This is a genomic window from Enterobacter sp. BNK-34, from assembly GCF_048684445.1.
Taxonomy (GTDB): domain Bacteria; phylum Pseudomonadota; class Gammaproteobacteria; order Enterobacterales; family Enterobacteriaceae; genus Enterobacter; species Enterobacter pseudoroggenkampii.
This window is the reverse complement of record NZ_JBLQUA010000001.1, coordinates 1,845,370-1,871,600: the sequence shown is the minus strand read 5'-3', so window position 1 is coordinate 1,871,600 and position 26,231 is coordinate 1,845,370. Positions and strand designations below refer to the sequence as shown.

The window sequence follows — 26,231 nt, the reverse complement described above, 5'->3', positions numbered from 1 at the left end:
TTCTTCACAAAAAAGCCGGGTGCGGCTTCGCCTTACCCGGCCTACGTTCTGAGCCGTTGTAGGTCGGGTAAGGCGTAGCCGCACCCGACAAAAATTATGCTCGGGTCATCATCAGCTTACGCAGCACGGCAAAATCCGCCGGCAGCTCATGAGACAGCAGCGGCAGGTCGGCACGCTCGGCCAGCTCTTTCGGCAGCGGCAGCGTTTCGCCCAGGATCGCTTCCACGCTCTCTTTAAATTTAGCCGGATGCGCGGTGCCCAGGAACAGGCCATATTCACCCGGGTTAAGCTGGTCGCGCAGCGCGCGGTAAGCAATCGCCGCATGCGGTTCTGAGGTATACCCCACCGCCTTCAGCTCGCGCATGGTCGCTTTGGTGGTTTCATCCGTCACCGCGGCGTAGCCCAGATCGCCCAGACGCCAGATCTTACGGCGGAACAGCTCTTCCACGCGCGGCCAGTTGTTTGGCTGTGATACATCCATTGCGTTAGAGAGCGTCGCCTGCGTGGCGTTCGGCGCCCACTTCCCGTCTTTCAGGAAGCGCGGCACGGTGTCGTTAGCGTTGGTGGCGGCGATAAAGCGTTTCACCGGCAGACCCAGGGATTTCGCCAGCAGGCCAGCCGTCAGGTCACCAAAGTTACCGCTCGGCACGGAGATCACCAGCTGGTTACGCGCTTCCTGCGGCAGCTGCGCTACCGCTTCGAAGTAGTAGCAGATCTGCGCCAGCAGACGGCTGATGTTGATAGAGTTGGCAGAGTTCAGACCCAGGGCCACCTTCAGCTCTTCGTCGTCGAAGGCCTGCTTGACCAGCGCCTGACAGGCATCGAAATCACCGTCAATTGCCACGGTTTCAATGTTGCCGCCGAGCGTACAGAACAGTTTTTCCTGCAGCGGGCTGATTTTGCCTTTCGGATAGAGGATCACCACGCGGACGTTTTTCAGGCCGTAGAACGCGTGCGCCACCGCCGCACCGGTATCCCCGGAGGTCGCGGTCAGGATGGTCACCGGCTTGTCGCCGCTGATGTGGGTCAGCATCTGCGCCATAAAGCGGCCGCCGAAGTCTTTGAACGCCAGGGTCGGGCCGTGGAACAGCTCCAGGCAGCCAACGTCAGGCTCCACCTGCTTCACCGGTGCCGGGAAAGCGAACGCCGCACGCACGCGCTCTTCCAGCAGTTCCTGCGGGATTTCGTCGCCGATAAACGCCGAAAGAATTTTAGTGCTGCGGGTGACAAAGTCCTGCTTCAGCAGTTCGTCGATGTCGGTCAGGTGGAATTCCGGCAGGTCATGCGGGAAGAACAGCCCCTGGTTTTTGCCCAGTCCCTGAGTGACCGCCTGCGCGAAGCTGACCTGCTCGTTATGATCTTTAAGGTTATAGAGTTTCATTGATTATCCCAGTACTCGTGCGCCAGCCGTGTCCAGACGGCAAATATGAACAAAGCCTTCCTGATTTTGCAGGTAGTGTTTAGAGAGCCAGTCCGCCACGCGCTGCGCGGTATCAGGCTTGTCGCACAGGGCGAACAGCGTCGGGCCGGAGCCGGAGATGCCGCACGCCTGCGCGCCGATATCCATCGATGCCTGTCGCGCCTCGTTAAAGCCGGGCAGCAGCTTCGTGCGGTACGGCTCGGCAATGACGTCCTTCATCAGTTTGGCCGCCAGCTGCGGCTGGCGGGTGTAGCAGGCGTGGATAAAGCCCGCCAGATGACGCCCGTGGGCAATACAGTCCTGACGACGATACTGCGCGGGCAGGATCGCACGCGCTTCCGCGGTTGAAACCTTGATACCCGGATAGGCCAGCACCCACAGCCACTCATCAAACCCTGGCACCTGCTGGCTGATGATGCCATTTTCTTCGATCATCAGCTGCATGCCGCCGAGGAAGCACGGCGCCACGTTGTCATAGTGAATGCTGCCGGAGATGCGCCCTTCCAGCTCGCCCATTAACCCCAGCAGGCGGTTGTTGTTCAGCGGCTTGCCGCAGTGCTCGTTCATCGCCACCAGCGCGGCGACCACCGAGCAGGCGCTGGAGCCCAGGCCCGAGCCGATCGGCATACTTTTTTCCAGCGTCATGGCGACCGGCACGTTTTTGCCGATCTCCTGACAGAAGCGTTCCCAGCACTGATAGACGATATTTTCGCGCGGCTCAGACGGCAGTTTGCTGGCGAAGCGGCCCACGTTGTTCAGGCTGAAGCTGTCTGCCGCTTCCACCGTAACCGTATCGCCCAGCAGCGAACCATCCACCGGCGTCACCGCCGCACCCAGCACGTCAAATCCGACGCTCATATTCGCGCTGGAAGCCGGGGCATAAACTTTGACCATGTTAAACTCCTAACTTCCATGACAGGGTACGCAGCAGATCGGCAAACACACCCGCCGCCGTAACATCGTTCCCTGCGCCATAGCCGCGAAGCACCAGCGGCAGTGGCTGATAATAGTGGCTGTAAAACGCGAGGGCGTTTTCGCCATTTTTGACTTTGTACAGCGGGTCGTTGCCATCCACTTCGGCAATCTTCACCCGGCACACGCCATCTTCTTCAATGTTGCCAACATAGCGCAATACCTTACCTTCATCACGGGCTTTTGCAACGCGCGCGGCAAACGCGTCGTCAAGCTGCGGCAAACTGGCCATAAAGGCAGCGACATCACCGCTGCTGTCAAATTCTGCCGGCAGGACAGGCTCAATCACGATATCCGAAAGCTCAAGCTCACGGCCCGTTTCACGGGCGAGGATCAGCAGCTTACGCGCCACGTCCATACCGGAAAGGTCATCACGTGGATCCGGCTCGGTATAGCCCAGCTCGCGCGCGGCGCGGGTGGCTTCCGAGAGGCTCATCCCCTCATCCAGCTTGCCGAAGATAAACGACAGCGAGCCGGAGAGAATGCCGGAGAAACGCTGCAGTTCGTCGCCCGCGTTAAGCAGGTTCTGCAGGTTCTCGATAACCGGCAGGCCTGCCCCAACGTTGGTGTCGTACAGGAACTTGCGGCGCGACTTGCTCGCCGCCAGACGCAGCTGGTGATAGTAATCCATCGACGAGGTGTTGGCCTTTTTGTTCGGCGTCACCACGTGGAAACCTTCGCGCAGGAAGTCCGCGTACTGGTCGGCCACCGCCTGGTTCGAGGTGCAGTCGACGATAACTGGGTTAAGCAGGTGATACTCTTTTACCAGACGGATCAGGCGGCCCAGGTTGAACGGCTCTTTCGCCTCCTTCATCTCGGCCTGCCAGTTTTCCAGGTTCAGGCCGTGGACGTTGGTCAGCAGCGCTTTGGAATTCGCAATCCCGCAGACGCGCAGGTCGATGTGTTTCTTCTTCAGCCATTCCTGCTGACGCTTAACCTGCTCCAGCAGCGCGCCGCCCACGCCGCCGACGCCAATCAGGAACAGCTCGATAACCTGATCGGTGTTGAACAACATCTGGTGAACCACACGTACGCCAGTGGTCGCGTCATCGTTGTCCACAACAACAGAAATTGAACGCTCAGACGAGCCCTGGGCAATCGCCACGATATTGATATTGGCGCGCGCCAGTGCGGCAAAGAACTTGGCGGAGATACCGCGCAGCGTGCGCATACCGTCGCCCACCACGGAGATGATCGCCAGACGCTCCTGAATAGAGAGCGGCTCCAGCAGCTCTTCTTTCAGCTCCAGATAGAACTCTTCCTCCAGCGCGCGACGGGCGCGCAGGCAGTCGGCCTGCGGCACGCAGAAGCTGATGCTGTATTCGGAAGAGGACTGGGTGATCAGCACAACAGAGATACCGTTGCGGGACATGGCCGCAAACACGCGCGCCGCCATGCCGACCATCCCCTTCATCCCCGGACCGGAGACGCTGAACATCGCCATGTTGTTGAGGTTGGAGATGCCTTTCACCGGCAGGCCGTCCTCATCGGTGCTCGCGCCAATCAGCGTACCCGGCGCCTGCGGGTTACCGGTATTTTTAATCAGGCAAGGGATCTGGAACTGGGCAATCGGGGAGATGGTACGCGGGTGAAGCACTTTGGCGCCGAAGTAGGAAAGCTCCATTGCTTCCTGATACGACATCGACTTCAGCAGCCTGGCGTCCGGTACCTGGCGCGGGTCGCAGGTATAGACGCCGTCGACGTCAGTCCAGATCTCACAACAGTCCGCGCGTAAACAGGCGGCCAGCACGGCGGCGGAATAATCGGAGCCGTTACGGCCCAGCACCACCAGCTCGCCCTTCTCGTTACCGGCGGTGAAGCCAGCCATCAGGATCATATGGTCAGACGGAATTTTGCTGGCGGCGATACGGCGGGTTGATTCGGCAATATCAACGGTGGATTCGAGGTAGTGGCCCACCGCCAGCAGTTTTTCAACGGGATCGATCACGGTCACGCTATGGCCGCGCGCTTCCAGCACGCCGGCCATGATGGCGATAGAAAGTTTTTCACCGCGACAAATCAGCGCCGCGTTGATGCTGTCCGGACACTGGCCGAGAAGGCTGATGCCGTGCAGGACGTGTTTGATTTGGGCAAATTCCTGCTCAACGAAAGACTTCAGCTGAGCGTGCGGGAAGCCAGGCAGCGCCTCTGCCAGCCCTTGCAGCAGGTCAGCGAAGATACGCTCTGCGTCGCTGATGTTCGGGAGTGCATCCTGGCCACCGATGGTTTTTTCAATCATCGCCACCAGATGGTTCGTGATTTTTGCCGGGGCAGAGAGCACGGTCGCAACCTGCCCCTGCCTGGCGTTGCTTTCCAGGATATCGGCAACACGCAGAAAACGTTCTGCATTTGCCACTGATGTACCGCCGAACTTCAACACTCGCATGGTTCTACCTCGTTTCCTTTAGCCGAAAAAAAAGCCCGCACTGTCTAGGTGCGGGCTTTTTTTTGTTTTTCCTGTACGCGTCAGCCCGCATCGTTACCTGTGGTAATGATGATGGTTGTGGTAATGGTGGTGATGCTGATGCGTTTCATGGATGTTGTGTACTCTGTCATTATTATCTGTCTGTGCTGTATTCTTTTAGGGTTAAAGGATCGGGCACCTTAAGTCAACGAATTTTTAATTTGATCACAATTCGGGAGACTCTCACGTCCCGCTGCCGTCGGATTTATTTTCATCCGAATACCCCAAAAGCAACCCTTAGCATCAGATGATTACACCATAATAAAAATGCATGACAGCACTTTACTCGGCCAATTTTTTTTCAATATCGTGCAGCAAACGGTGCAGCATTGCCGTGTCGCGTTGCTCAAGACGGCCCAAACGCTGCTGTAACCAGTCGACCATTTTTTGATCGTCAGCCACACCCAGCTGCATGAGCAGGTTTTCCACGCGCGCGCGAAGTGCAGCCAGCTGGTTTTCATCGGTACCTGTAACAGGCGACTGCGGAATTTGTATTAAGGATGCTAATTGATAGCAATAGACCATCACCGCCTGGCCTAAATTGAGAGAAGGGTAATCTGCAACCATCGGCGCGCCTGTCAGCACATCCGCCAGTTCCAGTTCTTCATTGGTCAGCCCAGAATCTTCACGCCCAAACACCAGCGCCGATTTCTCCAGCCACTGGCTTTTCTCGCTCAGCATCGGCACCAGCTCCGCTGGCGTGGCATAGTAGTGAAACTTCGCCCGGCTGCGCGCCGTGGTTGCGACGGTAAACGAAATATCATGCAGCGCGTCGGCAAGCGTAGCGTAAGTGGTTATATTATCTAGAATATCTCCCGATCCGTGCGCCACCCAACGGGCGGCTGGCTCCAGGTGCGCCGTGCTGTCCACGATACGCAAATCGGTAAAACCCATGGTCTTCATGGCACGCGCCGCTGCGCCTATATTTTCTGCTCTGGCTGGGGCGACCAGTACTATCGACAGATGCATTTATGCTCTCTTTTTAATCAGTTAGCCGGTAAAAATGTGATGCACTTCAACATATTACGCAGCGCGAATTTACAAAATTGCAACACAAATCACCGAAATAGCGTTTCATAACAAATTAAAAACGCTAAACTATTCTGTGTCTGAACAATCAGTTAGAATGTTAACAGAACACTATTATCCTTATGTTTTATAATGATAATAGCGGCATGAATACCCTATTCTGATTGGATTCGCTTCGTTTATAAATCAATGTCCGCAACTAGTTGGTTTATTGAAAAATTGTGACAAAGGCTAGCATTCGGCTACGATGATTTCATCAAACTGTTAACGTGCTACAATTGAACTTGATATATGTCAACGAAGCGTAGTTTTATTGGGTGTCTGGTGTCACTTAGCCTGTTATGTTGCTGTTAAAATGGTTAGGATGACAGCCGTTTTTGACACTGTCGGGTCCAAAGGGAAAGTACCCAAGACCAAGCTAATGATGTTGTTGACGTTGATGGAAAGTGCATCAAGAACGCAATTACGTACTTTAGTCACGTTAAGCCGATCATGTTAATTTGCGACATGCATCAGGCAGGTCAGGGACTTTTGTACTTCCTGTTTCGATTTAGTTGGCAATTTAGGTAGCAAACATGCAGACCCCGCACATTCTTATCGTTGAAGACGAGTTGGTAACACGCAACACGTTAAAGAGCATTTTCGAAGCAGAAGGCTACGATGTCTTTGAAGCGACCGATGGCGCAGAGATGCATCAGATCCTTTCTGAAAATGATATCAACCTGGTGATCATGGATATTAACCTGCCGGGCAAAAACGGTCTTCTTCTGGCGCGCGAACTGCGCGAGCAGGCGAACGTCGCGTTAATGTTCCTGACGGGCCGTGATAACGAAGTTGATAAAATTCTTGGCCTGGAAATCGGTGCGGATGACTACATCACCAAGCCGTTCAATCCTCGCGAGTTAACCATTCGTGCACGCAACCTGCTGTCCCGCACCATGAACCTGGGTACGGTCAGCGAAGAGCGTCGTAGCGTAGATAGCTACAAATTCAACGGCTGGGAACTTGATATCAATAGCCGTTCGCTGATTAGCCCGAACGGTGAGCAGTATAAACTGCCGCGCAGTGAATTCCGCGCGATGCTGCACTTCTGCGAAAACCCGGGCAAAATTCAGTCCCGTGCAGAGCTGCTGAAGAAAATGACCGGCCGTGAGCTGAAACCGCACGACCGTACCGTAGACGTGACCATCCGTCGTATTCGTAAGCACTTCGAATCTACGCCAGATACGCCGGAAATCATCGCCACGATCCACGGCGAAGGGTACCGTTTCTGCGGCGATCTGCAGGAGTAATCCCGCAGTTAACGCATTAAAAAACGGCGCATTTGCGCCGTTTTTTTTATTTCCAGATCCGCATCGTGTCGTTATCAGGCTCTGCGGGTGGCTCAGGTCGCTTCGGCTGAGAGAGCGAGTACCAGTCGAAATGCCGGGTCAGGTACATCACGGCGAACAGCGCCAGCGCGAGAACCGCTGACCCCAACAGCAGCGCGCTGTCCTCCGAGCGCAGCAGGAACCACATCACGGCATCCAGCCCGAGCAGTGCCAGCACAAACAGCCCGCTGCGTTTCCAGCTTTTCAGCACGGCCTGCAGGTACATTACGTTCATCGCTGCGCCCACCAGACTTGCAACAACCCAGGCTGGTGTAAACCCGACGTGTTCAGACAGCGCCAGCAGCACCAGATAGAACAGGACCAGCGACAGCCCCACCAGCAAATACTGCATCGGGTGAAGGCGTAATCCGGTTAAGGTTTCGAAGACAAAGAAGGCCATAAACGTCAGCGCAATCAGCAAAATAGCGTACTTGATCGCACGGTCAGTCAGCTGATACTGATCGGCGGGCGTGGCTACCGTGACGCTAAAGGCCGGGAGCGTCTCCCACTCCGGCGACTCCTTGTCGTAGAACCAGCTCTCAAGGTTATTTGCAAACCAGCTGCTCTGCCAGTTCGCCTGGAAACCAGACTCGCCAATCTGATGCTTAACAGGGAGATAATCGCCCATAAAACCCGGATGCGGCCAGTTGCTGGTGAGCGTCATTTCGCTATTACGCCCTACCGGTACCACCGCAAAACTGCCGGTTCCCGCCAGACTGAGGGACATCTCAAGCGTAAACGTTTTGGCTTCCAGCGCTTTGTCGGTCAGCGGGATGTGGATCCCCGCAAGCGCCCCGTAGACGCCTGAACCGGGTTCCACGCTTAGCGTCTCACCATTGATTTTAGAGATACTGACCGTGCCAATGCCCCGCGCGTCGCCAACGCCCGTCACGATAAACGGCTGCCCTGTCGCGATCGTTTCCCCTTTCAGCTGCTTCAGCTCGTCGGTATTAAACTGCGCTTTGATCTTCAGGTCAGTGTTCCAGATTTGCCCGTCATAGATGCCAATATTGCGGGACTCCACGCGCTGGTTCCCTTCCACAACCAGAGATTCCGGCAGAATGAAGTGCATATAGCTTTTCTTGTACTCGACCTTCTTCTCGTCCTCTATCTTGTAAAAGATCTCTGTCATCGGAATCGCAATCATCGGACCGACCAGCTTTTGCGGTCCGCTGGTACTCTGGCGAAGCGTATTTTCGACATCGTTGCGGTAGCTCTCCCGCTCTGATATCAGGTTACTGACCATAAAAAGCGGGACTAACAGCAGCAGGATGCACCCCAGCAGGGTGCTGACTTTCCAGAACAGGGGGGATTTCATCATTACGTCTCCTTTGTGATGAGGAGAGCGTAACCAGGCTGTGTGGGGTCAGTTTGAAGTTATGTGAAGGGACGGTGAAGTGTCAGCGTGGCCATCACGCCGCCTTCATCACGATTACGCAATGTAATCTCTCCCTGATGCAGACGCGCCACTTCCTGTACAAACGCCAGCCCGAGTCCGCTGCTCTTCAACCCGTTCTCGCGCGGCAGGGAATAAAAGCGCTCAAAAATTCGCTCCAGCGCGTAATCCGGGATCCCGCTTCCGCTGTCGGTGACGAGAAGCTGTATCTGCCCGTGCTCCTCCCGGGCCGCCAGTTCAATGGCACCGCCCTGCGGGGTAAAATCGATAGCGTTATCCAGCAAATTGCCGAGCGCCTGTTCGAGCAGGTCGGGATCGCCTTCAACATGAAGCGAAGCGGGCTGGAGGGTCAGCGCAATCTCTTTTGCTGCCAGCACCGCCGAGCGCGCATCGGCAAGCCGCGTAAACAGCAGATCGACGCGGACGGTCTGAGGCGTAATCTCGACCCGATTTTCAAGCCGCGCCTGAGTGAGCAGTTTTTCAACCAGCGACTGCATACGCGCGTTTTGCACCAGAATATTATCGATAAACCGCGCGGCCACCTGCGGCGGTGGCTGCTCGGAGAGAATTTCCGCCGCGCCGCGTATGGCGGCGATGGGGCTTTTCAGCTCGTGGGTCAGCGCATGGACATAGCGTTCAATGTAGTTTTTCCCTTCAAGGCGAATGCGCATATTCTCCAGCGCCTGGGCCAGCTTGTGCAGTTCGCTGCTGCCAGGATTAGGCAGCGGGAGAGGCGTATCCGTGGTCACCGAGTCGGCATAGCGCGATAACGTACCGATAGATCGATTGATCCACCATGCCACGACGAGGCCAATCAGCAGGGCAATGCCGAGCAGCGCCCCGCCAGCCCACAGGATCCTTCGCTCGCTGCGGTGAATCACCGGCGCCATCGCGCTGTTCGGTTTCCCCACCGACAGCACGCCGATAATCTTGCCCTGATCCACAACCGGCGCGGCAACATACATCACCGTGCTCTCCGGATCGTCGGGATGGCTCTGGGTACTGCGCGCGCCGTATTCGCCGCGAAGCGTCAGCCAGACATCGTTCCAGCGCGAGTAATCTTGCCCCACGGCCAGACCGGCGGAATCAAACACGACCCTGCCCTGCGCATCGGTCATGTAGACGTGATACTCGTTACGCACTTTATGGATCCCGCCGATATTGGCGCGGAAAGGGCGCTGATGAAGCTGGGAAAAGGCCTGTGCCAGCTTGCCCTGCTGCGCATGACCCGAAAGCAAATCATCACGTCCGATTTCGGCCAACAGGGTCGCGGTATCGATTAACGTGCCCTCGGTTGCCCTGCGCACGCCGGGCTTTACTTCCTGAACAAAGATCGACAGCACAAACCACGCGGCGATGGCCACGATCAGGAAGTATCCCAGCAATAGCCGCATCCCAATGCGCATCAGTAAAGGCCCAGACTGTAGCCCATACCGCGATGGGTGCTGATGGGTGACAGTTCTTCGTTCACCGCACGCAGCTTGGCGCGCAGGGTTTTGATGTGGGTGTCCACGGTACGATCGAAGCTGTCGCCGTCTTCACCCCATACCTTGTCCATGAGCTGCTGACGCGAAAAGACCCGCCCGGGCGCCTGTAACAAGGTTTTGAGCAGCAAGAATTCGTAGCGGGTCAGGGGCAGTGCTTCCCCGCACCAGCTGATTCGCGCGGCAGGTTCGTTCAGTTCAAACTGCCCGATACGCAACGTTTCTGATGGTGCGGCGGATTTTTGCATGCGCCGTAAAATCGTCCGCACCCGGGCGCAGACTTCACGAGGGGAGAAAGGTTTCGCAACGTAGTCATCAGCGCCCATTTCCAGGCCAAGCAGCTTGTCGACTTCATCACTGCGCGCCGTCAGAAACAGTACGGGCAGCGAGGGATGCTGCGCCAGCAGCTGGCGACAAAGCTCAAATCCACTGATGTCCGGCAGTCCGACATCCAGAATGGCAAGCGCCGGAACCTGCCGCCGCGCCTCCTCCAGCACGGGTAAGCCGCGTTCAAACGCCTTTACCGCGAATCCTTCCTGCTGAAGCATGTAGATCAGCGTATCGGCGATACTGGTTTCGTCTTCAACCAGCCAGACCACAGGTTGTTGCATGATTCATCCCTGAATTACTGCCAAGGCATAATTGGCACCGCGCTGATCGCGTTTTTCGGCGAGCCTTCCACCACTTTATCGGAATAGGCGAGGTAAGCCAGCGTATTGCGTTTAGCATCATAAAAACGCACCACCTGCAGCTTTTTAAACACCAGCGAGGTCCGTTTCTGGAATACCACGTCGCCCTGCGCTTTGCCGTTTTTAATTTTATCGCTTAGCTCAACCGGCCCCACCTGCTGACACGAAATCGCCGCATCGGAGGTGTCTTCCGCCAGTCCCAGCCCGCCTTTGATACCGCCCGTTTTCGCGCGGCTGACATAGCAGGTGACGTTTTTCACGTCCGGATCGTCAAACGCCTCCACCACGATTTTGTGGTCCGGGCCAAACATTTTGAACACGGTATCGACGGAGCCAATCTGCTCAGCCTGCGCCGCGCGCCCGACCATCAGCATCAACGCGGTGAAGATCAAAGTCTTGTATTTCATATTGTTACCATTCTTTAAAATTACATTGAGCAATTATTCAACACTTTAGATAAAAATGTAGCAAGATCACAGGATTAGAATATATCTGCCTGTAATGTGCTCTAAAAAGCATGAATGCGCAAAAAAAACACTGAATGCTAAAACATCAAAAAATGCTATTATCCGCTAACCTGTTATCAGGCACCTGCTGTTTTAAGGATGAGGATAGTATATGGATCAGGCTGGAATTATTCGCGACCTGCTCACCTGGCTGGAAGGTCATCTCGACCAGCCTTTGTCACTGGATAATGTGGCGGCTAAAGCAGGCTATTCCAAGTGGCATCTGCAAAGGATGTTCAAGGATGTCACCGGTCATGCTATCGGGGCCTATATTCGCGCGCGTCGTTTATCAAAATCTGCTGTGGCACTGCGCCTGACGGCGCGGCCGATTCTGGATATTGCCCTGCAATATCGTTTCGATTCGCAGCAGACCTTCACCCGCGCCTTTAAAAAACAGTTCTCGTTGACGCCAGCGCTTTATCGTCGCTCGCCTGACTGGAGCTCGTTTGGCATGTGTCCGCCGCTGCGTCTGGGCGAGTTCGCGATGCCGAAATACGAAATTATTACCCTGCCGGAAACCCATCTGATCGGCACAACGCAGAGCTACTCCTGTTCACTGGAGCAGATTTCCGAGTTCCGTCATCAGATGCGCGTCCAGTTCTGGCGCGACTTCCTGAGCCACGCGCCGGCGATCCCGCCGATTCTGTATGGTCTCAACGAAACGCACCCGAGCCAGGAAAAAGACGACGAGCAGGAAGTGTTCTACACCACCGCGCTGACGCCGGATATGGCCAATGGCTACATTCAGGGTTCGAAGCCTGTCGTGCTGGAAGGCGGCGAATACGTGATGTTCGCCTATGAAGGGCTGGGAACGGGAGTTCAGGAGTTCATCCTGACCGTTTACGGAACCTGCATGCCGATGCTGAATCTGAATCGCCGTAAAGGTCAGGACATTGAGCGCTACTACCCGGCGCAGGATGCCAAACCGGAAGAAGGCCCAATCAATCTGCGTATGGAATTCTTGATTCCGATACGCCGTTAACGCTGCAGTTCGTCAAGCGCAGGGGCATCAAGATGCGAAATGTCCCCTGCCATCTCCACGACCCAACCTGACGCCAGCCACGCGCTTTCCTGATAATCAATCCGGGAAATGGAGCAGTTGCGCAGACGCAGGCGTCGCTCGGCGTAAGCCGGTAACCCCAGAATGGTGCTCACCAGGCAACCCAACGCAATCCCGTGACTCACCAGCAGCGGACGGCTTCCTGCCGGGAGCTTCAGGCATTCCGCCAGTGCGGCATGCATACGTACGCTGAGCTCCTGCATGGATTCGCCCTCAGGAATACGGCCATCTTCGGTACCGTTCACCAGCGTGCGGCGCCAGCCCTCTTCCGTTTCCGTCAGCGTATCGATATGGCGTTTTTCCAGCACGCCCATATCCAGCTCGCGCAGGCGCGGCTCAAGCATGACGTCACAGCCGCAGGCGTCCGCGATGATGCGCGCCGTCTGCTGTGTGCGACCTAAATCGCTGGTAATCACGTGGGTTATGCCCAGCGTTCTGGCGCGTTCCGCCACCTGCCACGCTTGCTGCACACCCTTCTCAGTGAGAGGACTGTCTGACTGGCCTTGAATACGTCGCTCGGCGTTCCACTGCGTTTCACCGTGGCGAACAAGGTATACCTGTAACATGCTTTTTTTCCGTTATACTGCGATGAGTTTTTTTTGAATCGAGCTTAATTATGCACCATGTTGTCTCTGCTACCACTAATCCTGCCAAAATTCAGGCAATTCTAAGGGCATTTGACGAGATCTTCGGCGCAGGATCCTGCCATATTGAGGCCATCGGCGTCGAGAGTGGCGTGCCTGAACAGCCGTTTGGCAGCGAGGAAACGCGCGCTGGCGCACGAAATCGCGTGGCAAACGCTAAGGCCGCGGCACCGAATGCTGACTTTTGGGTAGCGATTGAAGCCGGTATCGACGAAGGCGCAACTTTTAGCTGGGTGGTGATCGAAAGCCGTGAACAGCGCGGTGAAGCGCGTTCGGCCACCCTTCCGCTGCCGGAGATCATTCTGGAAAAAGTCCGTGCGGGTGAAGCGCTCGGGCCGGTAATGTCGCAGTACACCGGCATCGATGAGATTGGTCGTAAAGAAGGGGCGATTGGCGTCTTTACCGCAGGCGCGCTGACGCGTTCAGGCGTTTACCACCAGGCGGTGATTTTGGCGTTAAGCCCGTTCCATAACGCGATTTATCGTTGATCGCTTAATAAGACTGACTCGAGCCACTGGCGCAGCTCAACCGGCGCCGACTTCAGGCTGTTCGAGCCGCGGGTGATCGTTGCAATGCCCGCGCCGAGCTCATTCTTCAGCTCGCGCTGGCTCATCTCGCCGCGCAGCAGCTCTTCAATGATCCGCACGCGCGTGCCCAGCGCCTCGCGCTCGTCCGGCGTGAGCATCAGCTGCATCAGGGGTAAATGCAGATCCTGTTCGTAAGACTGGCGAAGCAGCTCCACAAAACGAAGCCACTCCTGATGACGTTGTTCGGCCATTGCCGAGGAATACGGGGAATGCTGGGTCATGTTATGCTGCCTCTTGTACTCATTAGCGAGTACAGCATAACACAACCCACGCCGATCAGTAACGTCTCTGCCACTCGGCATCGCTCATCAGGGTATCTTTCTGCCCCATGAAGTAGCGATAGTAGGCGTCATAGGCCAGCACGTTCTTCACGTAGCCGCGCGTTTCCGAGAACGGGATGCTCTCGACAAACGCCACGGCGTCGATGCGCCCGGCGCTGTTGCCGAGCCAGGTGCGCACACGTCCAGGCCCCGCGTTATACGCCGCCGACGAGAAGATGCGGTTATTGCCAAACTGCTGATACACGTACTGCAGGTAGCTGGTACCGATGTTGATGTTGGTATCCGGATCGAGAAGCTGTGACGGGCTGCTGTACCCAGGGATATTAAACATCTTCACCGTGTGCGTCGCCGTGCCCGGCATAATCTGCATCAGGCCGCTGGCGCCCACCGGGGAACGGACTTTCGGGTTCCATGCGCTCTCCTGACGGGCAATCGCCATTGCGTAGCTTTGCGGGATATCTTTGCCGCTGGTATAGCGATCGAAGAGATCTTTGTACGCCAGCGGGAAACGCTCTTCCAGATGATCCCAGAGCTTGCCGGCGATCGTCGCCTGCACGCTGAGATCCCACCAGTGATTATCAAAGGCATAGCGAGCAAGCTGGGCTTTTTCGTCGGTGGTGCGGCTGGTCACCAGATTCGCCCACTCGCTGCGCGCGGTGTTATCCATATTCCAGTACATCAGCTCGCGAACGCGCGCCATTTCTGGCCCCTGCGTCAGCGCCGGGTTCGCGTTAGCGGGCGCTTTATCAATGCGGAAGGTATACTCCTCGCCCAGACGCTGCGCGGCCGCCATCGGGTAGAACCCGCGCTGCTGCATCAGCGTATGGAGGATCTCTTTAGCTTCATCATCACGACCGCGCTCCAACAGCAGATCGGCCTGCCAGTAGCGCCATTCGTCTTTCTCTTTAGCCTCCATTGGCAACCGCGCGAGCCAGGTATTCAGCCCACGGCGATCTCCCGTGCCCAGCGCCATGCGCACGCGGCGTTCCACCAGCGACGTGGAGTTCGAACGCATAATGGCATCGTCACGCCAGCGCGCCTGTTCGTCGGTCACATCGGTACCCATTAGTCGCCACGCCACGATATCGCGCAGCTCCTGGGTTTGCTCCTCATTAAGCTGCTGCGCCTGCACCAGCTGCGGGATCATCAGCCGCGCGTTTTCTACGTCGTCACGCGCCACGCTGGCAAAGGCCACCGCCGCCATCTGGCGGGTAAAATCGGTCGCGCCCGTGCTGCGGGCAAAGGTTAGCACGCTGTTCGGATCGTTCGCCAGCGAGATAACCGCGGTGGAGATCGTCTGGTAATCGGACGGCATCTGCCCCGCCAGCGTGGTCACCAGACGCGTGTTACCGGCTTTCATCGCCAGACGGATGCGCTCAAGGTAGGACAGCGGATCCTGTTTACCGGAAGCGCGCCATGCGCCAAACAGGGAATCACAGGCGTTCGGCTGGTTTTTCCCGGTCAGCCAGAGCTCTTTCGCCCCGGCCCAGGCCTCTTCCTGCTGGCCAGTCGCCCATTTCGCATAGTAGTAGTTACACTGGGCTTCGGTGGCGTTCGGCTTTTCAGGACTAAACGCCACCAGTCCACGCCAGTCTTCGCGACGCGCCAGCTCATTCACAAAACGAGACTGGAGATTTCGGGCTGGCGGCAGGGTCGGGTTCGCCTGAATGAAGTTATTCACGGTGACGGTAGGCTGGTTCATCAGATCGTCCGTAATCTGGCGATACTCCAGATACGGATACAGCGGATAATCCTTTAGCGTCGGCATTAGCGCCTGCACGGTATCCATCTGCTTGTTGTCCCACGCCTGTTTAATCTGGGCGTAGCGATTACGTTGTTCATCCAGTGAATCGGCATGCACCGCCTGGCTTACCGCCATTACGCATACGCTGGCAGCCAGCAGACGCCAGACCACCCGTTTGGCTTTTTCCACAAGCTCTTCCTCATTGTTTTTTCGTCAATTGCAGCGTCTTGCCACGTCAAAGTCTAATTAACTTATGCTAACCAGGCATCCTTCAACGCGCCACGTCATGGACACTTTTTTACCTTTCTTGCGCGTTTTAACACTCCCGACGTTCCTGGCTGGGATTAGGCCGTGAAAAAGGCTACACTTCGAGGCTGAAATTCCTTCTCATTACGATAAAAGAGGCGAAGTCCAACGTGGCTCAATTCGTTTATACCATGCATCGTGTCGGCAAAGTTGTCCCGCCGAAACGTCATATTCTTAAAAATATCTCGCTGAGCTTCTTCCCGGGCGCAAAAATCGGTGTTCTGGGTCTCAACGGTGCCGGTAAGTCCACCCTGCTGCGCATCATGGCCGGCATTGATACAGACATCGAAGGTGAAGCCCGTCCGCAGCCTGGCATCAAGATCGGCTACCTGCCGCAGGAACCTCAGCTGAATCCGGAACACACCGTGCGTGAGTCCGTTGAAGAAGCGGTTTCCGAAGTGGTTAACGCCCTGAAAGGTCTGGATGAAGTGTATGCCAAATACGCCGAGCCGGATGCGGACTTCGACAAGCTGGCCGCGCAGCAGGGCAAGTATGAAGAGATTATCCAGGCGCACGACGGTCACAACCTGAACGTGCAGCTGGAGCGCGCGGCTGATGCCCTGCGTCTGCCGGACTGGGATGCGAAAATCGCGAACCTCTCCGGTGGTGAACGCCGCCGCGTGGCGCTGTGCCGCCTGCTGCTGGAAAAACCAGACATGCTGCTGCTCGACGAACCGACCAACCACCTGGATGCGGAATCCGTGGCGTGGCTGGAACGCTTCCTGCACGACTTCGAAGGCACCGTTGTGGCGATCACCCACGACCGTTACTTCCTCGACAACGTCGCCGGCTGGATCCTGGAGCTGGACCGCGGCGAAGGTATTCCGTGGGAAGGCAACTACTCCTCCTGGCTGGAGCAGAAAGATCAGCGTCTGGCTCAGGAAGCGTCTCAGGAAGCGGCCCGTCGTAAGTCTATCGAGAAAGAGCTGGAGTGGGTGCGTCAGGGCGCGAAAGGCCGTCAGTCTAAGGGCAAAGCCCGTCTGGCACGCTTCGAAGAGCTGAACAACACCGAATACCAGAAACGTAACGAAACCAACGAACTGTTTATTCCACCTGGAGCACGTCTGGGGGATAAAGTGGTTGAAGTGACCAACCTGCGCAAGTCTTACGGCGACCGCCTGTTGATCGACGACCTGACCTTCTCCGTACCGAAAGGCGCTATCGTCGGCATCATCGGTCCGAACGGCGCGGGTAAATCAACCCTGTTCCGCATGATGTCCGGTCAGGAACAGCCTGATAGCGGCTCAATCACCCTGGGTGAAACCGTGAAGCTGGCCTCCGTTGACCAGTTCCGTGACGCGATGGATAACAGCAAAACCGTGTGGGAAGAAGTCTCCGGCGGTCTGGATATCATGCGTATCGGCAACACCGAGATGCCAAGCCGCGCCTACGTTGGTCGCTTTAACTTTAAAGGCACCGATCAGGGCAAACGCGTGGGCGAGCTGTCCGGCGGTGAGCGCGGTCGTCTGCACCTGGCGAAGCTGCTGCAGGTGGGCGGTAACGTTCTGCTGCTCGATGAACCAACCAACGACCTGGATATCGAAACCCTGCGCGCGCTGGAAAACGCCCTGCTGGAGTTCCCGGGCTGCGCGATGGTTATCTCGCACGACCGCTGGTTCCTGGACCGTATCGCGACCCACATTCTGGACTACCAGGACGAAGGTAAAGTGGAGTTCTTCGAAGGTAACTTCACCGAATACGAAGAGTACAAGAAACGCACGCTGGGCGCCGACGCGCTGGAGCCGAAGCGTATTAAGTACAAGCGTATTGCGAAATAAAAGCAAAACGGCAACTTCGGTTGCCGTTTTTTATGTTTGTACCCTCTCCCCGTGGGAGAGGGCCAGGGTGAGGGCATCAGGCCGCACAAAATCACCCACCCACGTAATACCGCTTCACCTCATCAAACTGCATTGCAAAGTCGATATAGCTCATCAGCGCGGGTGAGTTGAGCTTACGGCTCGGATAGGCCAGCCACAGGTCGTTTCCTTCAACGTTCCACTCCGGCAGTACCTGCACCAGCGCCCCTTTCTCGACCTTATCTTCCAGCAAAAAAGCCGGAAGGAGCGTAATCCCCGCACCGGCAATCGCACATTCGCGGGCGTATACCAGGTTATCGGTCATGTGCGCGTTATCCGGCAGGTAGCGGTAATCCTCGCTCTCGCTTCGCAGAAGCCACTCTGACCACGCCCGATGCGTAATGCTGCGGTGCTCCACAAGCTGACGGGGATGCGTCAGCGGCGCCCGGCGCGCCAGATAGTCCGGCGAGGCCAGCATGTAACGCGGGCAGTGCCCGATCATGCGGCCAATCAGGGAGGAGTCCTGCGGCTTGCCGGTACGCAGCGCCACGTCAAACCCGGCCTCGACCAGGTCCACCACGTCATCAGAGATCGACACGTCCAGCGAAACCTCAGGATAGCGAAGCTGGAACTCGGCATTCATATGCGCCAGCAGCGTCGCCCCTATCCCCGCCGGGCAGGTGATGCGCAGCCGCCCGCTCGGGTTTTCGCGCAGGCGCTGAATGGCGTACTCCGCCCGCTCGCTGGCCGCCAGCATTTCGCGGCAGTGCACCAGATAGTGCTCACCCGCAAACGTGAGGCTGATCCTGCGCGTGGTGCGGTTTAGCAGGCGAATACCCACCTGCTGCTCCAGCTGGCTAATTCGCTGGCTAACGCTCGATTTCGGCAGTTCGGCTTTCTGCGCTGCCGCGGTAAAGCTGCCCATCTCCGCCACCAGCGCGAACAGCGCCATATCCTGAAGCTGCTTAAACATGATTGTTCATCCTGTACGAACGCTGAGTTCTTGATTGTCCATCTTATCATGCAGCTGGCCACTTAATAGACTAGCCTCAACAAAACGCATGCCATTGAGGAGCACACCATGTCAGTGAAAGCCATTGCCGTTAACCCTGAAAATCCCTCTACCTTCATTGAAATCACCCCGCCGATGCCGCAGCCCGGCGAGCACGATCTGCTGGTGGAGGTGAAGGCCGTCTCCGTTAACCCGGTCGATACCAAAGTCCACGCGGGCATTGCCAAAAACGGGCTGAAAGAGCCGCGCGTGCTCGGCTGGGATGCCAGCGGGATCGTCAAAGCAGCTGGAGCTGGCGTCACCGGATTCAAGCCGGGAGATGAGGTGTGGTATGCAGGGGACATCACCCGCCCGGGCAGCAACACCACACACCAGCTGATCGATGCGCGCATTGTCGGGCACAAACCGGCAAGCCTCGGCTGGGCGGCTGCCGCTGCGCTACCGTTGACCGCACTCACCGCGTGGGAAGGACTGTTTGAACGGCTGAACATCCAGGATGCCGGTGCGGACAAAAACCTGCTGATCATCGGCGGTGCGGGCGGGGTGGGATCGCTGGCGATCCCGTTCGCGAAGCACAACAGCAAGGTGAAAATCATCGCAACCGCGTCCCGCGAAGATTCCGCTCAGTGGTGCCGCGATCGCGGTGCAGATGTGGTGGTAAACTACCGCGATCTGAAAGGCGAACTGGCGAAACACGGGCTGACCTTTGTGGATTATATTTTCATCCTCAACGATACCGACGGGCACTGGGATGCGGTCAGCGAACTGATTGCGCCTCAGGGGCATATCTGTTCTATCGTCGAGAATGAACGTCCGCTGAACCAGGACAAGCTGAAGTCGAAATCCGCCGCGCTGCACTGGGAATTTATGTACACCCGCAGCATGTACCAGACCGCTGATATGGCGCGTCAGGGTGAGATCCTCAATGAGGTGGCGAAGCTGGTGGATAACGGCGTGGTGGAAAGCTCGCTGAGTGAAACGCTGCACGGGCTGAGCGTGGAAAGCATTACCGAGGCGCACCGTAAGGTGCTGGACGGGCATATGCGCGGGAAAGTGGTGGTTGAGTATTGAGTGGCCTGATGCCCTCACCCCGGCCCTCTCCCACAGGGAGAGGGAGGTTAACGCTTACCCCTGCTCTCCCATCATCTCCTTCACCAGCTCGACGCAGCGCAGGAAACGGGAGTCGTAGTCCGACTCTTCCACGTGCACAAACTCAACGTTGTTTTCGTTGAGCATCTCCACCAGCATGGACTGGAACTCCCGCCGGTCCACGGAGCTGCCGAGGCTGCGCATGCCGTCGGCCACCCACGGGGTGTTGTTTTCCAGCAGGATCACCAGGTCAAAGCGGTATTCGTCAATCAGCGCCTGCACGAACGGGTGCTCGCGCCCTTCGTATTTTTTACAGAACGCCTGCGTAGTGACAAAATCGGTATCGATAAACGCTACCTTGTTGGCGTATTTCACCGCGAAATCAATGTACTGGGCATGACCGAGCGCGATTTTGTCGTAGTCGGAATACTGCAGCGCCATCTCATCACCGCCCAGATGGGAGAAGACATAGTCGCGTCCGTACTCCCACGCGCTGGTGGTATTGAAGATGTTCGCCAGCTTGTTGACCAGCGTTGATTTCCCGCTCGACTCGCCGCCCAGGATCGCGACGGTGCGCACAAAGAACGGCTTCACCTCGGTCGGAATGTAATCCCAGTAGCGGAACGGGTTTTCGCGGATCTGCGCCCCACTGATGTTCATGAAGGTGCGCTTCGGATCGATCAGCACCGTCTCGATGCCCAAATGCTCGCGGAACTGCGGCGCATCGGACTCTTCAGAGGTGTAGATCCAGTTCGGCGCAATGCCCTTCTCTTCCATAAACGCTTTGATGCCGTTGCTCCACACGTCCCAGCCGTGCGGGTACGGCTCCATACCCTCTTCGTTAAAGGCATGAATACGAATATTTTTCTGATACTTGAAGGTCTGAAGCAGCCAGCGCAGGCGGTCCGGCACGGTCGGCTGCTGCGACATGGCGCTCTCTTCAAACAGCTGACGGTCGCGGGTTTCGTCATAGCCCATGATGATGTGCAGCTCGTCCACCTGACTACAGGCGCGCTGGATCAGATAGATATGCCCGGTATGCAGCGGGTAAAACTTGCCGAACACCACGCCGATGTTCTTTTGCATACGCGGGAATTCCAGCCCCAGAAAGCGGTGCAGCGCTTCGAGCTTCTGCGCGCTGGGGCTTTTGATTTTGGCGTTCAGCAGTTGGCTCAGGTAGCCTTTGGTCATGCCGCTGGCGTCTGCCACCTGCTGCAGCGTGCAGCCCTTCTGGCGGATAGCGGTCTTGATGTAGTCAAATGATGACATAAATTACGGTGCCTCCTGCAAAATCAAATTTACGTAATTATAAGTCGTCAAAGGCATTTAACGCATCTGCGAGTTTCTTCACGCCAAAAACCTGCATCCCTTCCGGGATTTTTTTCGGCACGTTGGCGGCGGGAACTATCGCGCGACGGAAACCGTGTTTTGCCGCCTCGGAGATACGCTCCTGGCCGCTGGGTACCGGACGGATTTCCCCGGCAAGGCCCACTTCGCCGAAGACGACCAGATCCTGCGGCAGCGGTCTGTCGCGCAGGCTGGAGACCATTGCCAGCAGCAGCGCCAGGTCTGCGCTGGTCTCAGTGACTTTAACGCCGCCGACCACGTTCACAAAGACGTCCTGATCCGCCATCTGCAGCCCGCCGTGACGGTGCAGCACCGCCAGCAGGATCGCCAGACGGTTCTGTTCCAGACCAACCGCCACGCGCCGCGGGTTGCCCATCATCGACACGTCCACCAGCGCCTGAATTTCGACAAGCAGCGGGCGCGTCCCTTCCCATAGCACCATCACCGAGCTGCCGGAGGTGATCTCATCGCCACGGCTCAGGAAGATGGCCGACGGGTTGCTGACTTCGCGCAGCCCCTGCTCGGTCATGGCAAACACGCCCAGTTCGTTCACCGCCCCAAAGCGGTTTTTATGGCTGCGCAGGGTACGGAAGCGGGAGTCCGCGTCGCCGTCGAGCATCACGGAGCAGTCGATACAGTGTTCAAGCACCTTCGGCCCGGCCAGCGAGCCGTCTTTGGTCACGTGGCCGACCATCACAATCGCCACGCCGCGCGTTTTGGCAAAGCGCGTCAGGTAGGCCGCGGTTTCACGCACCTGCGCGACGCTGCCCGGCGAGGACTGGATGTCCGCCATGTGCATCACCTGGATGGAGTCGATCACCATCAGCTTCGGCTGCTCTTCTTCGGCGATCATGCAGATCTGCTCGATGCTGGTTTCCGACAGCATGTTCAGATTACCGGTCGGCAGGCCCAGACGGTGCGCGCGCATCGCCACCTGCTGCAGGGACTCTTCCCCCGTGACGTACAGGGTTTTCATCTGTTCGGCGAGCTTGCAGAGCGTTTGCAGCAGCAGGGTTGACTTGCCCGCGCCCGGGTTACCGCCGATAAGAATCGCGCTGCCCGGCACTACGCCGCCGCCGAGCACGCGGTCAAACTCTTTAAACCCGGTGGAGAAGCGCGGCAGCTCTTCGAGGCTGATGTCCGAGAGCTTCTGGACTTTCGCTACGCCCGCATTGCCCGCGTAGCCGCTCAGGCGTTCATTGCGCGCCACGCTCGGCGAAGCCGCCACACCACGCACTTCGGTGATGGTGTTCCAGGCATGGCAGGCGCTGCATTGCCCCTGCCAGCGCGGATAATCCGCACCACATTCGTTACAGACAAATGCGCGTTTTGGAGCTTTCGCCACGGTTTACCTCGTTATTTCTGTGCGGCCTGCGAGCCGGGTGGCGCTTACGCTTACCCGGCCTACAAAGCAGGCCGTTATTTCTGATTAAGGCTGCCGGAGAGAATGCAGAACACCCCCATCAGGTCAGCGTGACGGATAGTCACTTCCGTCTTTTCATTCACTTTTGGCTTGGCATGGTAGGCAATGCCCAGGCCGGCCGCTTTGATCATCGGCAGGTCGTTAGCGCCATCCCCGATCGCGACGGTCTGGACAACCGGAATTTCATATTTTTCCGCCAGACGCGTCAGCGTATTGGCTTTGTACTGGGCATCCACAATATCGCCGATCACCTGGCCGGTCAGCTTGCCGTCCATGATCTCCAGCTCGTTGGCCACCACGGTGGTCAGATGCAGTTTTTCCCGCAGATAATCCGCGAAGAAGGTGAAGCCACCGGAGGCGATCGCCACTTTCCAGCCCAGCGACTGCAGCTTCAGCACCAGCTGCGTCAGCCCTGGCATCAGCGGCAGCACGTCGCGCACCTGGCGCAGAATGTTAGCATCGGCCCCTTTCAGGGTCGCCACGCGCTGTCTCAGGCTGGCGGTGAAGTCCAGCTCGCCGCGCATCGCACGCTCGGTCACTTCCGCCACCAGCTCGCCGCTGCCCGCCAGCTTCGCAATTTCGTCGATACACTCGATCTGAATGGCGGTAGAGTCCATGTCCATCACCAGCAGGCCCGGCGTTTTCAGATGCGGAATTTTACCCAGCGGCGCGACGTCCAGCCCGGCGTCATGCGCCAGACGCGTTGCGCGCTGCGTCAGAGAGCCCGCCAGGCGAATAACCTGGTAGTCTTCCACGCACCAGGCGGCGACGATGACCATCGCCGCCCCCAGCTTGCTTTGATACTGGGTCAGGCGTTGCTTATCCAGACCGCGTCCGTAGAGGAGCCAGCCGCTACGACCGGCGTGGTAATCCAGAGGCATCACCTCATCGCCACTTAAAGAGAGCGGCAATCCTGGCCATAAAGAGACATCCGTTGGCAGGTCACACCAGGTAATGTTCGGCATTAAAGCTCCTGTAGTTTCGTTCGCGCCGGAAGGTTGCAGAGGGAAAATAACGCATGAGGCTACCCTGTAACCATCACTTCTGGCAACATTAAGCCGTAAATTTTCAGCAGGTGGAATATGGCTCGCGCAAAACTGAAATTCCGGCTCCATCGCGCCGTGATTGTCCTCTCCTGTCTCGCACTGTTAGTGGTGCTGATGCAAGGGGCATCCTGGTTTAGCCAGAACCATCAACGGCAACGCAACCCGCAGTTTGAAGAGCTGGCCCGCACGCTGGCACGCCAGGTGACGCTCAACGTCGCGCCATCCATGCGTACTGAAACGCCGGACGATAAGCGGATAGGCCAGGTTTTACGCCAGCTCACGGAGAACAGCCGCATTCTTGATGCCGGCGTCTATGATGAGCAAGGTAACCTGATTGCCCGCGCGGGCGAGCATGTCGACGTGCGCGACAGGCTGGCGCTGGACGGTAAAAAAGCCGGGGGCTATTTTAACCAGCAGATCGTCGAACCTATTCAGGGAAAGAATGGTCCGCTGGGCTATCTGCGCCTGACTCTCGATACCCACACCCTGCCCACTGAAGCCAAACAGGTCGATAATACCACCAATATTCTGCGCCTGATGCTGCTGCTTTCACTCGCCATCGGCGTTGTGCTGGCACGCACCCTGCTTCGGGGCAAGCGCTCGCGCTGGCAGCAATCCCCGTTCCTGCTGACCGCCAGCAAATCCGTCCCTGAAGACGAAGAGAGCGAGAAGAAAGAATAGTGATAAAGTAGGCGAACGATTCGGAAAAGGAACTTTGCCATGACGACGTTACGCCTGCTTATCTCTGACTCTTACGATCCCTGGTTTAATCTCGCGGTAGAAGAGTGCATCTTCCGCCAGATGCCCGCCACCCAGCGCGTACTGTTTCTCTGGCGTAACGCCGATACGGTGGTCATTGGTCGTGCGCAAAACCCATGGAAAGAGTGCAACACCCGGCGTATGGAAGAAGACAACGTCCGCCTGGCGCGCCGGAGCAGCGGCGGCGGCGCGGTGTTCCACGATCTGGGCAATACCTGCTTTACCTTTATGGCAGGAAAACCAGAGTACGACAAAACCATCTCTACTTCCATTGTCCTCAATGCGCTGAATTCACTCGGCGTGACGGCAGATGCCTCCGGACGTAACGATCTGGTGGTCAAAACCCCGGAGGGCGACCGGAAGGTCTCCGGCTCCGCCTACCGCGAAACGATGGATCGCGGGTTCCACCACGGCACCCTGTTGCTGAATGCCGATCTGAGCCGTCTGGCGAACTACCTGAATCCGGACAAGAAAAAGCTCCAGGCTAAGGGGATTACCTCCGTGCGCGGGCGCGTGGCGAATCTGGTGGAGCTGCTGCCGGGGATTACGCACGAGCAGATTTGCGATGCGATCCGTGACGCGTTCTTTGAACATTACGGCGAGCGCGTGGAAGCCGAAGTGATCTCCCCTGACAAAACCCCGGACCTGCCCAACTTTGCCGAAACCTTCGCCCGCCAGAGCAGCTGGGAGTGGAACTTCGGCCAGGCTCCTGCGTTTTCCCATCTGCTGGATGAGCGTTTTACCTGGGGCGGCGTGGAGCTGCATTTTGATGTGGAGAAAGGCCATATCACCCGCACGCAGGTGTTTACCGATAGCCTGAATCCGGCACCGTTAGAGGCGCTGGCGGCACGTTTGCAGGGCTGTTTGTACCGGGCGGATATGCTGCAGCAGGAATGCGACGCGTTGATTGGGGATTTCCCGGAGCAGGAAAAAGAGTTGAGGGATTTGTCAGCATGGATTGCGCAGGCCGTACGTTAAGTGCGGTTTGGTGCCCTCACCCCGGCCCTCTCCCACAGGGAGAGGGAGGGAAGAGACAGAATTACTCTTTATCGCCCAGCAGAACGGATTCCAGCGCGATTTTGATCATGTCGTTGAAGGTCGTCTGACGCTCGGCAGCGGTGGTCTGCTCGTGGGTACGGATATGGTCGGATACGGTGCAGATGGTGAGCGCTTTCGCACCAAACTCCGCCGCAACGCCGTAGATGCCCGCCGCTTCCATTTCCACGCCCAGAATGCCGTATTTTTCCATCACGTCGAACATCTCACCGCCGTCTGGTGCATAGAACAGGTCAGCAGAGAAGAGGTTACCCACGCGCGCGTCAACGCCCAGCGCTTTTGCCGCGTCAACCGCGTCACGCACCATGCCGAAGTCAGCGATTGCCGCGAAGTCATGGTCTTTGAAACGCATGCGGTTTACTTTGGAATCGGTGCAGGCACCCATGCCGATAACCACGTCGCGCAGCTTAACGTCCATACGCACCGCGCCACAGGAGCCCACGCGGATGATTTTCTTCACGCCGAAGTCGGTGATCAGCTCTTTGGTGTAGATAGAGCAGGATGGGATACCCATACCGTGGCCCATGACGGAGATTTTGCGGCCTTTATAGGTACCGGTGAAGCCCAGCATGCCGCGAACGTTGTTCACTTCACGCACGTCTTCCAGGAAAGTTTCTGCAATGTGCTTCGCGCGCAGCGGGTCGCCCGGCATCAATACGACGTCAGCGAAATCACCCATTTCTGCATTAATGTGAGGAGTTGCCATCTTCAGTTCCTTTTACATTGTTTATTCTTTTCACCCTCTCCCTGT

The 26,231-nt window shown here is 57.2% G+C and carries 25 protein-coding genes and 1 other annotated feature; of the genes, 7 read left to right on the top strand and 18 right to left on the bottom strand.

From position 1 onward, the window contains the following. Positions 1–94: 94 nt before the first annotated feature. The 6 genes from thrC to yjjY form a co-directional block, all read right to left on the bottom strand. Positions 95–1,381 carry a threonine synthase gene (gene thrC, locus ACMGG5_RS09120; protein WP_420277766.1) on the bottom strand — a complete coding sequence of 429 codons (1,287 nt, stop codon included), beginning with the start codon at positions 1,379–1,381 and terminating at the stop codon, positions 95–97. A 3-nt stretch (positions 1,382–1,384) separates the two neighbouring features. After that, positions 1,385–2,314 (bottom strand): homoserine kinase, encoded by a 930-nt coding sequence (thrB, locus tag ACMGG5_RS09115; protein ID WP_032660770.1) that lies wholly within the window; start codon positions 2,312–2,314, stop codon positions 1,385–1,387. Between the two features lies 1 nt (position 2,315). Next, positions 2,316–4,778 carry a bifunctional aspartate kinase/homoserine dehydrogenase I gene (thrA, locus tag ACMGG5_RS09110; protein ID WP_420277765.1) on the bottom strand — a complete coding sequence of 821 codons (2,463 nt, stop codon included), beginning with the start codon at positions 4,776–4,778 and terminating at the stop codon, positions 2,316–2,318. A 24-nt stretch (positions 4,779–4,802) separates the two neighbouring features. After that, positions 4,803–4,920: a sequence feature (Thr leader region), on the bottom strand. Then, the gene (thrL, locus tag ACMGG5_RS09105) at positions 4,859–4,927 is read right to left on the bottom strand and encodes a thr operon leader peptide (RefSeq protein WP_015572623.1); all 69 of its coding nucleotides are present in this window, start codon (positions 4,925–4,927) and stop codon (positions 4,859–4,861) included. (Overlaps the previous feature by 62 nt.) A gap of 211 nt (positions 4,928–5,138) precedes the next feature. Continuing rightward, entirely contained in the window at positions 5,139–5,825 is a 687-nt protein-coding gene (locus ACMGG5_RS09100) for a tRNA/rRNA methyltransferase (RefSeq protein ID WP_267215266.1), read from the bottom strand. Between the two features lie 399 nt (positions 5,826–6,224). Then, positions 6,225–6,365: a protein YjjY gene (yjjY, locus tag ACMGG5_RS09095; RefSeq protein WP_085928893.1), complete on the bottom strand. Its 141-nt coding sequence runs from the start codon at positions 6,363–6,365 to the stop codon at positions 6,225–6,227. 95 nt (positions 6,366–6,460) lie between these two features. Between yjjY and arcA the strand changes: the two genes are divergently transcribed. Further along, positions 6,461–7,177, top strand: a complete 717-nt coding sequence (gene arcA / locus ACMGG5_RS09090) for a two-component system response regulator ArcA (protein ID WP_003856501.1) — start codon at positions 6,461–6,463, stop codon at positions 7,175–7,177. 46 nt (positions 7,178–7,223) lie between these two features. Here arcA and creD read toward each other — a convergent pair whose 3' ends face one another. Genes creD through creA form a run of 4 tightly spaced genes read right to left on the bottom strand, consistent with a single transcriptional unit; the run spans position 7,224 to position 11,231 of the window. Beyond that, positions 7,224–8,576, bottom strand: coding sequence for a cell envelope integrity protein CreD (gene creD / locus ACMGG5_RS09085; RefSeq protein ID WP_420277764.1), 1,353 nt, complete (start codon positions 8,574–8,576; stop codon positions 7,224–7,226). 56 nt (positions 8,577–8,632) lie between these two features. Continuing rightward, positions 8,633–10,057, bottom strand: coding sequence for a two-component system sensor histidine kinase CreC (gene creC, locus ACMGG5_RS09080; protein WP_148769071.1), 1,425 nt, complete (start codon positions 10,055–10,057; stop codon positions 8,633–8,635). After that, positions 10,057–10,746, bottom strand: coding sequence for a two-component system response regulator CreB (creB, locus tag ACMGG5_RS09075; protein WP_024907408.1), 690 nt, complete (start codon positions 10,744–10,746; stop codon positions 10,057–10,059). The genes creC and creB overlap by 1 nt, the downstream gene beginning before the upstream one ends. A gap of 14 nt (positions 10,747–10,760) precedes the next feature. Further along, a complete protein-coding gene (gene creA / locus ACMGG5_RS09070; protein ID WP_024907407.1) occupies positions 10,761–11,231 on the bottom strand; it encodes a protein CreA in 471 nt (156 codons plus the stop codon). A 211-nt stretch (positions 11,232–11,442) separates the two neighbouring features. On the opposite strand from creA, the gene robA reads away from it, so the two are divergent. Beyond that, a complete protein-coding gene (gene robA / locus ACMGG5_RS09065; protein ID WP_420277763.1) occupies positions 11,443–12,312 on the top strand; it encodes an MDR efflux pump AcrAB transcriptional activator RobA in 870 nt (289 codons plus the stop codon). Here robA and gpmB read toward each other — a convergent pair. Further along, positions 12,309–12,956, bottom strand: a complete 648-nt coding sequence (gene gpmB, locus ACMGG5_RS09060) for a 2,3-diphosphoglycerate-dependent phosphoglycerate mutase GpmB (protein WP_008502057.1) — start codon at positions 12,954–12,956, stop codon at positions 12,309–12,311. The two genes, robA and gpmB, sit on opposite strands and share 4 nt — an antisense overlap. A gap of 50 nt (positions 12,957–13,006) precedes the next feature. Between gpmB and yjjX the strand changes: the two genes are divergently transcribed. Further along, on the top strand, positions 13,007–13,522 hold the full coding sequence (yjjX, locus tag ACMGG5_RS09055) for an inosine/xanthosine triphosphatase (protein WP_023334447.1): 516 nt from the start codon (positions 13,007–13,009) through the stop codon (positions 13,520–13,522). Here the strand turns inward: yjjX and trpR are convergent. Further along, the gene (trpR, locus tag ACMGG5_RS09050) at positions 13,513–13,842 is read right to left on the bottom strand and encodes a trp operon repressor (protein ID WP_024907404.1); all 330 of its coding nucleotides are present in this window, start codon (positions 13,840–13,842) and stop codon (positions 13,513–13,515) included. The two genes, yjjX and trpR, sit on opposite strands and share 10 nt — an antisense overlap. Positions 13,843–13,897: 55 nt before the next feature. Continuing rightward, positions 13,898–15,835: a murein transglycosylase gene (gene sltY, locus ACMGG5_RS09045; protein ID WP_420277762.1), complete on the bottom strand. Its 1,938-nt coding sequence runs from the start codon at positions 15,833–15,835 to the stop codon at positions 13,898–13,900. Positions 15,836–16,062: 227 nt separating this feature from the next. Here sltY and ettA point away from each other — a divergent pair, with 227 nt between their 5' ends. Further along, the gene (gene ettA / locus ACMGG5_RS09040) at positions 16,063–17,730 is read left to right on the top strand and encodes an energy-dependent translational throttle protein EttA (RefSeq protein WP_006810191.1); all 1,668 of its coding nucleotides are present in this window, start codon (positions 16,063–16,065) and stop codon (positions 17,728–17,730) included. 91 nt (positions 17,731–17,821) lie between these two features. Here ettA and ACMGG5_RS09035 read toward each other — a convergent pair whose 3' ends face one another. Then, positions 17,822–18,721: a LysR family transcriptional regulator gene (locus tag ACMGG5_RS09035; RefSeq protein WP_024907402.1), complete on the bottom strand. Its 900-nt coding sequence runs from the start codon at positions 18,719–18,721 to the stop codon at positions 17,822–17,824. Positions 18,722–18,829: 108 nt separating this feature from the next. On the opposite strand from ACMGG5_RS09035, the gene ACMGG5_RS09030 reads away from it, so the two are divergent. Next, entirely contained in the window at positions 18,830–19,831 is a 1,002-nt protein-coding gene (locus tag ACMGG5_RS09030) for a zinc-binding alcohol dehydrogenase family protein (RefSeq protein ID WP_420277761.1), read from the top strand. A gap of 54 nt (positions 19,832–19,885) precedes the next feature. Here the strand turns inward: ACMGG5_RS09030 and nadR are convergent, their stop codons facing one another. The 3 genes from nadR to serB all read right to left on the bottom strand — a co-directional run bounded on the left by nadR (position 19,886) and on the right by serB (position 23,584). Beyond that, on the bottom strand, positions 19,886–21,118 hold the full coding sequence (gene nadR, locus ACMGG5_RS09025; protein WP_024907400.1) for a multifunctional transcriptional regulator/nicotinamide-nucleotide adenylyltransferase/ribosylnicotinamide kinase NadR: 1,233 nt from the start codon (positions 21,116–21,118) through the stop codon (positions 19,886–19,888). Positions 21,119–21,155: 37 nt separating this feature from the next. Further along, positions 21,156–22,541 carry a DNA repair protein RadA gene (gene radA, locus ACMGG5_RS09020; RefSeq protein ID WP_420277760.1) on the bottom strand — a complete coding sequence of 462 codons (1,386 nt, stop codon included), beginning with the start codon at positions 22,539–22,541 and terminating at the stop codon, positions 21,156–21,158. A gap of 74 nt (positions 22,542–22,615) precedes the next feature. Continuing rightward, positions 22,616–23,584, bottom strand: coding sequence for a phosphoserine phosphatase (gene serB, locus ACMGG5_RS09015; protein WP_025757501.1), 969 nt, complete (start codon positions 23,582–23,584; stop codon positions 22,616–22,618). A gap of 117 nt (positions 23,585–23,701) precedes the next feature. Between serB and ACMGG5_RS09010 the strand changes: the two genes are divergently transcribed. After that, the gene (locus ACMGG5_RS09010) at positions 23,702–24,346 is read left to right on the top strand and encodes a YtjB family periplasmic protein (protein ID WP_061715993.1); all 645 of its coding nucleotides are present in this window, start codon (positions 23,702–23,704) and stop codon (positions 24,344–24,346) included. A gap of 39 nt (positions 24,347–24,385) precedes the next feature. Beyond that, positions 24,386–25,402 (top strand): lipoate--protein ligase LplA, encoded by a 1,017-nt coding sequence (gene lplA, locus ACMGG5_RS09005; RefSeq protein ID WP_420277759.1) that lies wholly within the window; start codon positions 24,386–24,388, stop codon positions 25,400–25,402. Positions 25,403–25,463: 61 nt separating this feature from the next. On the opposite strand, the gene deoD is transcribed toward lplA, so the two are convergent. Next, on the bottom strand, positions 25,464–26,186 hold the full coding sequence (deoD, locus tag ACMGG5_RS09000; protein ID WP_024908261.1) for a purine-nucleoside phosphorylase: 723 nt from the start codon (positions 26,184–26,186) through the stop codon (positions 25,464–25,466). Positions 26,187–26,231: the final 45 nt, after the last annotated feature.

What these genes read in the sequence shown, in the direction of transcription:
- creC (WP_148769071.1), bottom strand. Translation starts at nt 10,057, where the DNA reads ATGCGCATTGGGATGCGGCTATTGCTGGGATACTTCCTGATCGTGGCC.
- ACMGG5_RS09100 (WP_267215266.1), bottom strand. Translation starts at nt 5,825, where the DNA reads ATGCATCTGTCGATAGTACTGGTCGCCCCAGCCAGAGCAGAAAATATA.
- thrC (WP_420277766.1), bottom strand. Translation starts at nt 1,381, where the DNA reads ATGAAACTCTATAACCTTAAAGATCATAACGAGCAGGTCAGCTTCGCG.
- trpR (WP_024907404.1), bottom strand. Translation starts at nt 13,842, where the DNA reads ATGACCCAGCATTCCCCGTATTCCTCGGCAATGGCCGAACAACGTCAT.
- creA (WP_024907407.1), bottom strand. Translation starts at nt 11,231, where the DNA reads ATGAAATACAAGACTTTGATCTTCACCGCGTTGATGCTGATGGTCGGG.
- ACMGG5_RS09010 (WP_061715993.1), top strand. Translation starts at nt 23,702, where the DNA reads ATGGCTCGCGCAAAACTGAAATTCCGGCTCCATCGCGCCGTGATTGTC.
- arcA (WP_003856501.1), top strand. Translation starts at nt 6,461, where the DNA reads ATGCAGACCCCGCACATTCTTATCGTTGAAGACGAGTTGGTAACACGC.
- yjjX (WP_023334447.1), top strand. Translation starts at nt 13,007, where the DNA reads ATGCACCATGTTGTCTCTGCTACCACTAATCCTGCCAAAATTCAGGCA.
- ACMGG5_RS09035 (WP_024907402.1), bottom strand. Translation starts at nt 18,721, where the DNA reads ATGTTTAAGCAGCTTCAGGATATGGCGCTGTTCGCGCTGGTGGCGGAG.
- creB (WP_024907408.1), bottom strand. Translation starts at nt 10,746, where the DNA reads ATGCAACAACCTGTGGTCTGGCTGGTTGAAGACGAAACCAGTATCGCC.
- lplA (WP_420277759.1), top strand. Translation starts at nt 24,386, where the DNA reads ATGACGACGTTACGCCTGCTTATCTCTGACTCTTACGATCCCTGGTTT.
- creD (WP_420277764.1), bottom strand. Translation starts at nt 8,576, where the DNA reads ATGATGAAATCCCCCCTGTTCTGGAAAGTCAGCACCCTGCTGGGGTGC.
- ACMGG5_RS09030 (WP_420277761.1), top strand. Translation starts at nt 18,830, where the DNA reads ATGTCAGTGAAAGCCATTGCCGTTAACCCTGAAAATCCCTCTACCTTC.
- robA (WP_420277763.1), top strand. Translation starts at nt 11,443, where the DNA reads ATGGATCAGGCTGGAATTATTCGCGACCTGCTCACCTGGCTGGAAGGT.
- thrA (WP_420277765.1), bottom strand. Translation starts at nt 4,778, where the DNA reads ATGCGAGTGTTGAAGTTCGGCGGTACATCAGTGGCAAATGCAGAACGT.
- serB (WP_025757501.1), bottom strand. Translation starts at nt 23,584, where the DNA reads ATGCCGAACATTACCTGGTGTGACCTGCCAACGGATGTCTCTTTATGG.
- nadR (WP_024907400.1), bottom strand. Translation starts at nt 21,118, where the DNA reads ATGTCATCATTTGACTACATCAAGACCGCTATCCGCCAGAAGGGCTGC.
- deoD (WP_024908261.1), bottom strand. Translation starts at nt 26,186, where the DNA reads ATGGCAACTCCTCACATTAATGCAGAAATGGGTGATTTCGCTGACGTC.
- gpmB (WP_008502057.1), bottom strand. Translation starts at nt 12,956, where the DNA reads ATGTTACAGGTATACCTTGTTCGCCACGGTGAAACGCAGTGGAACGCC.
- thrB (WP_032660770.1), bottom strand. Translation starts at nt 2,314, where the DNA reads ATGGTCAAAGTTTATGCCCCGGCTTCCAGCGCGAATATGAGCGTCGGA.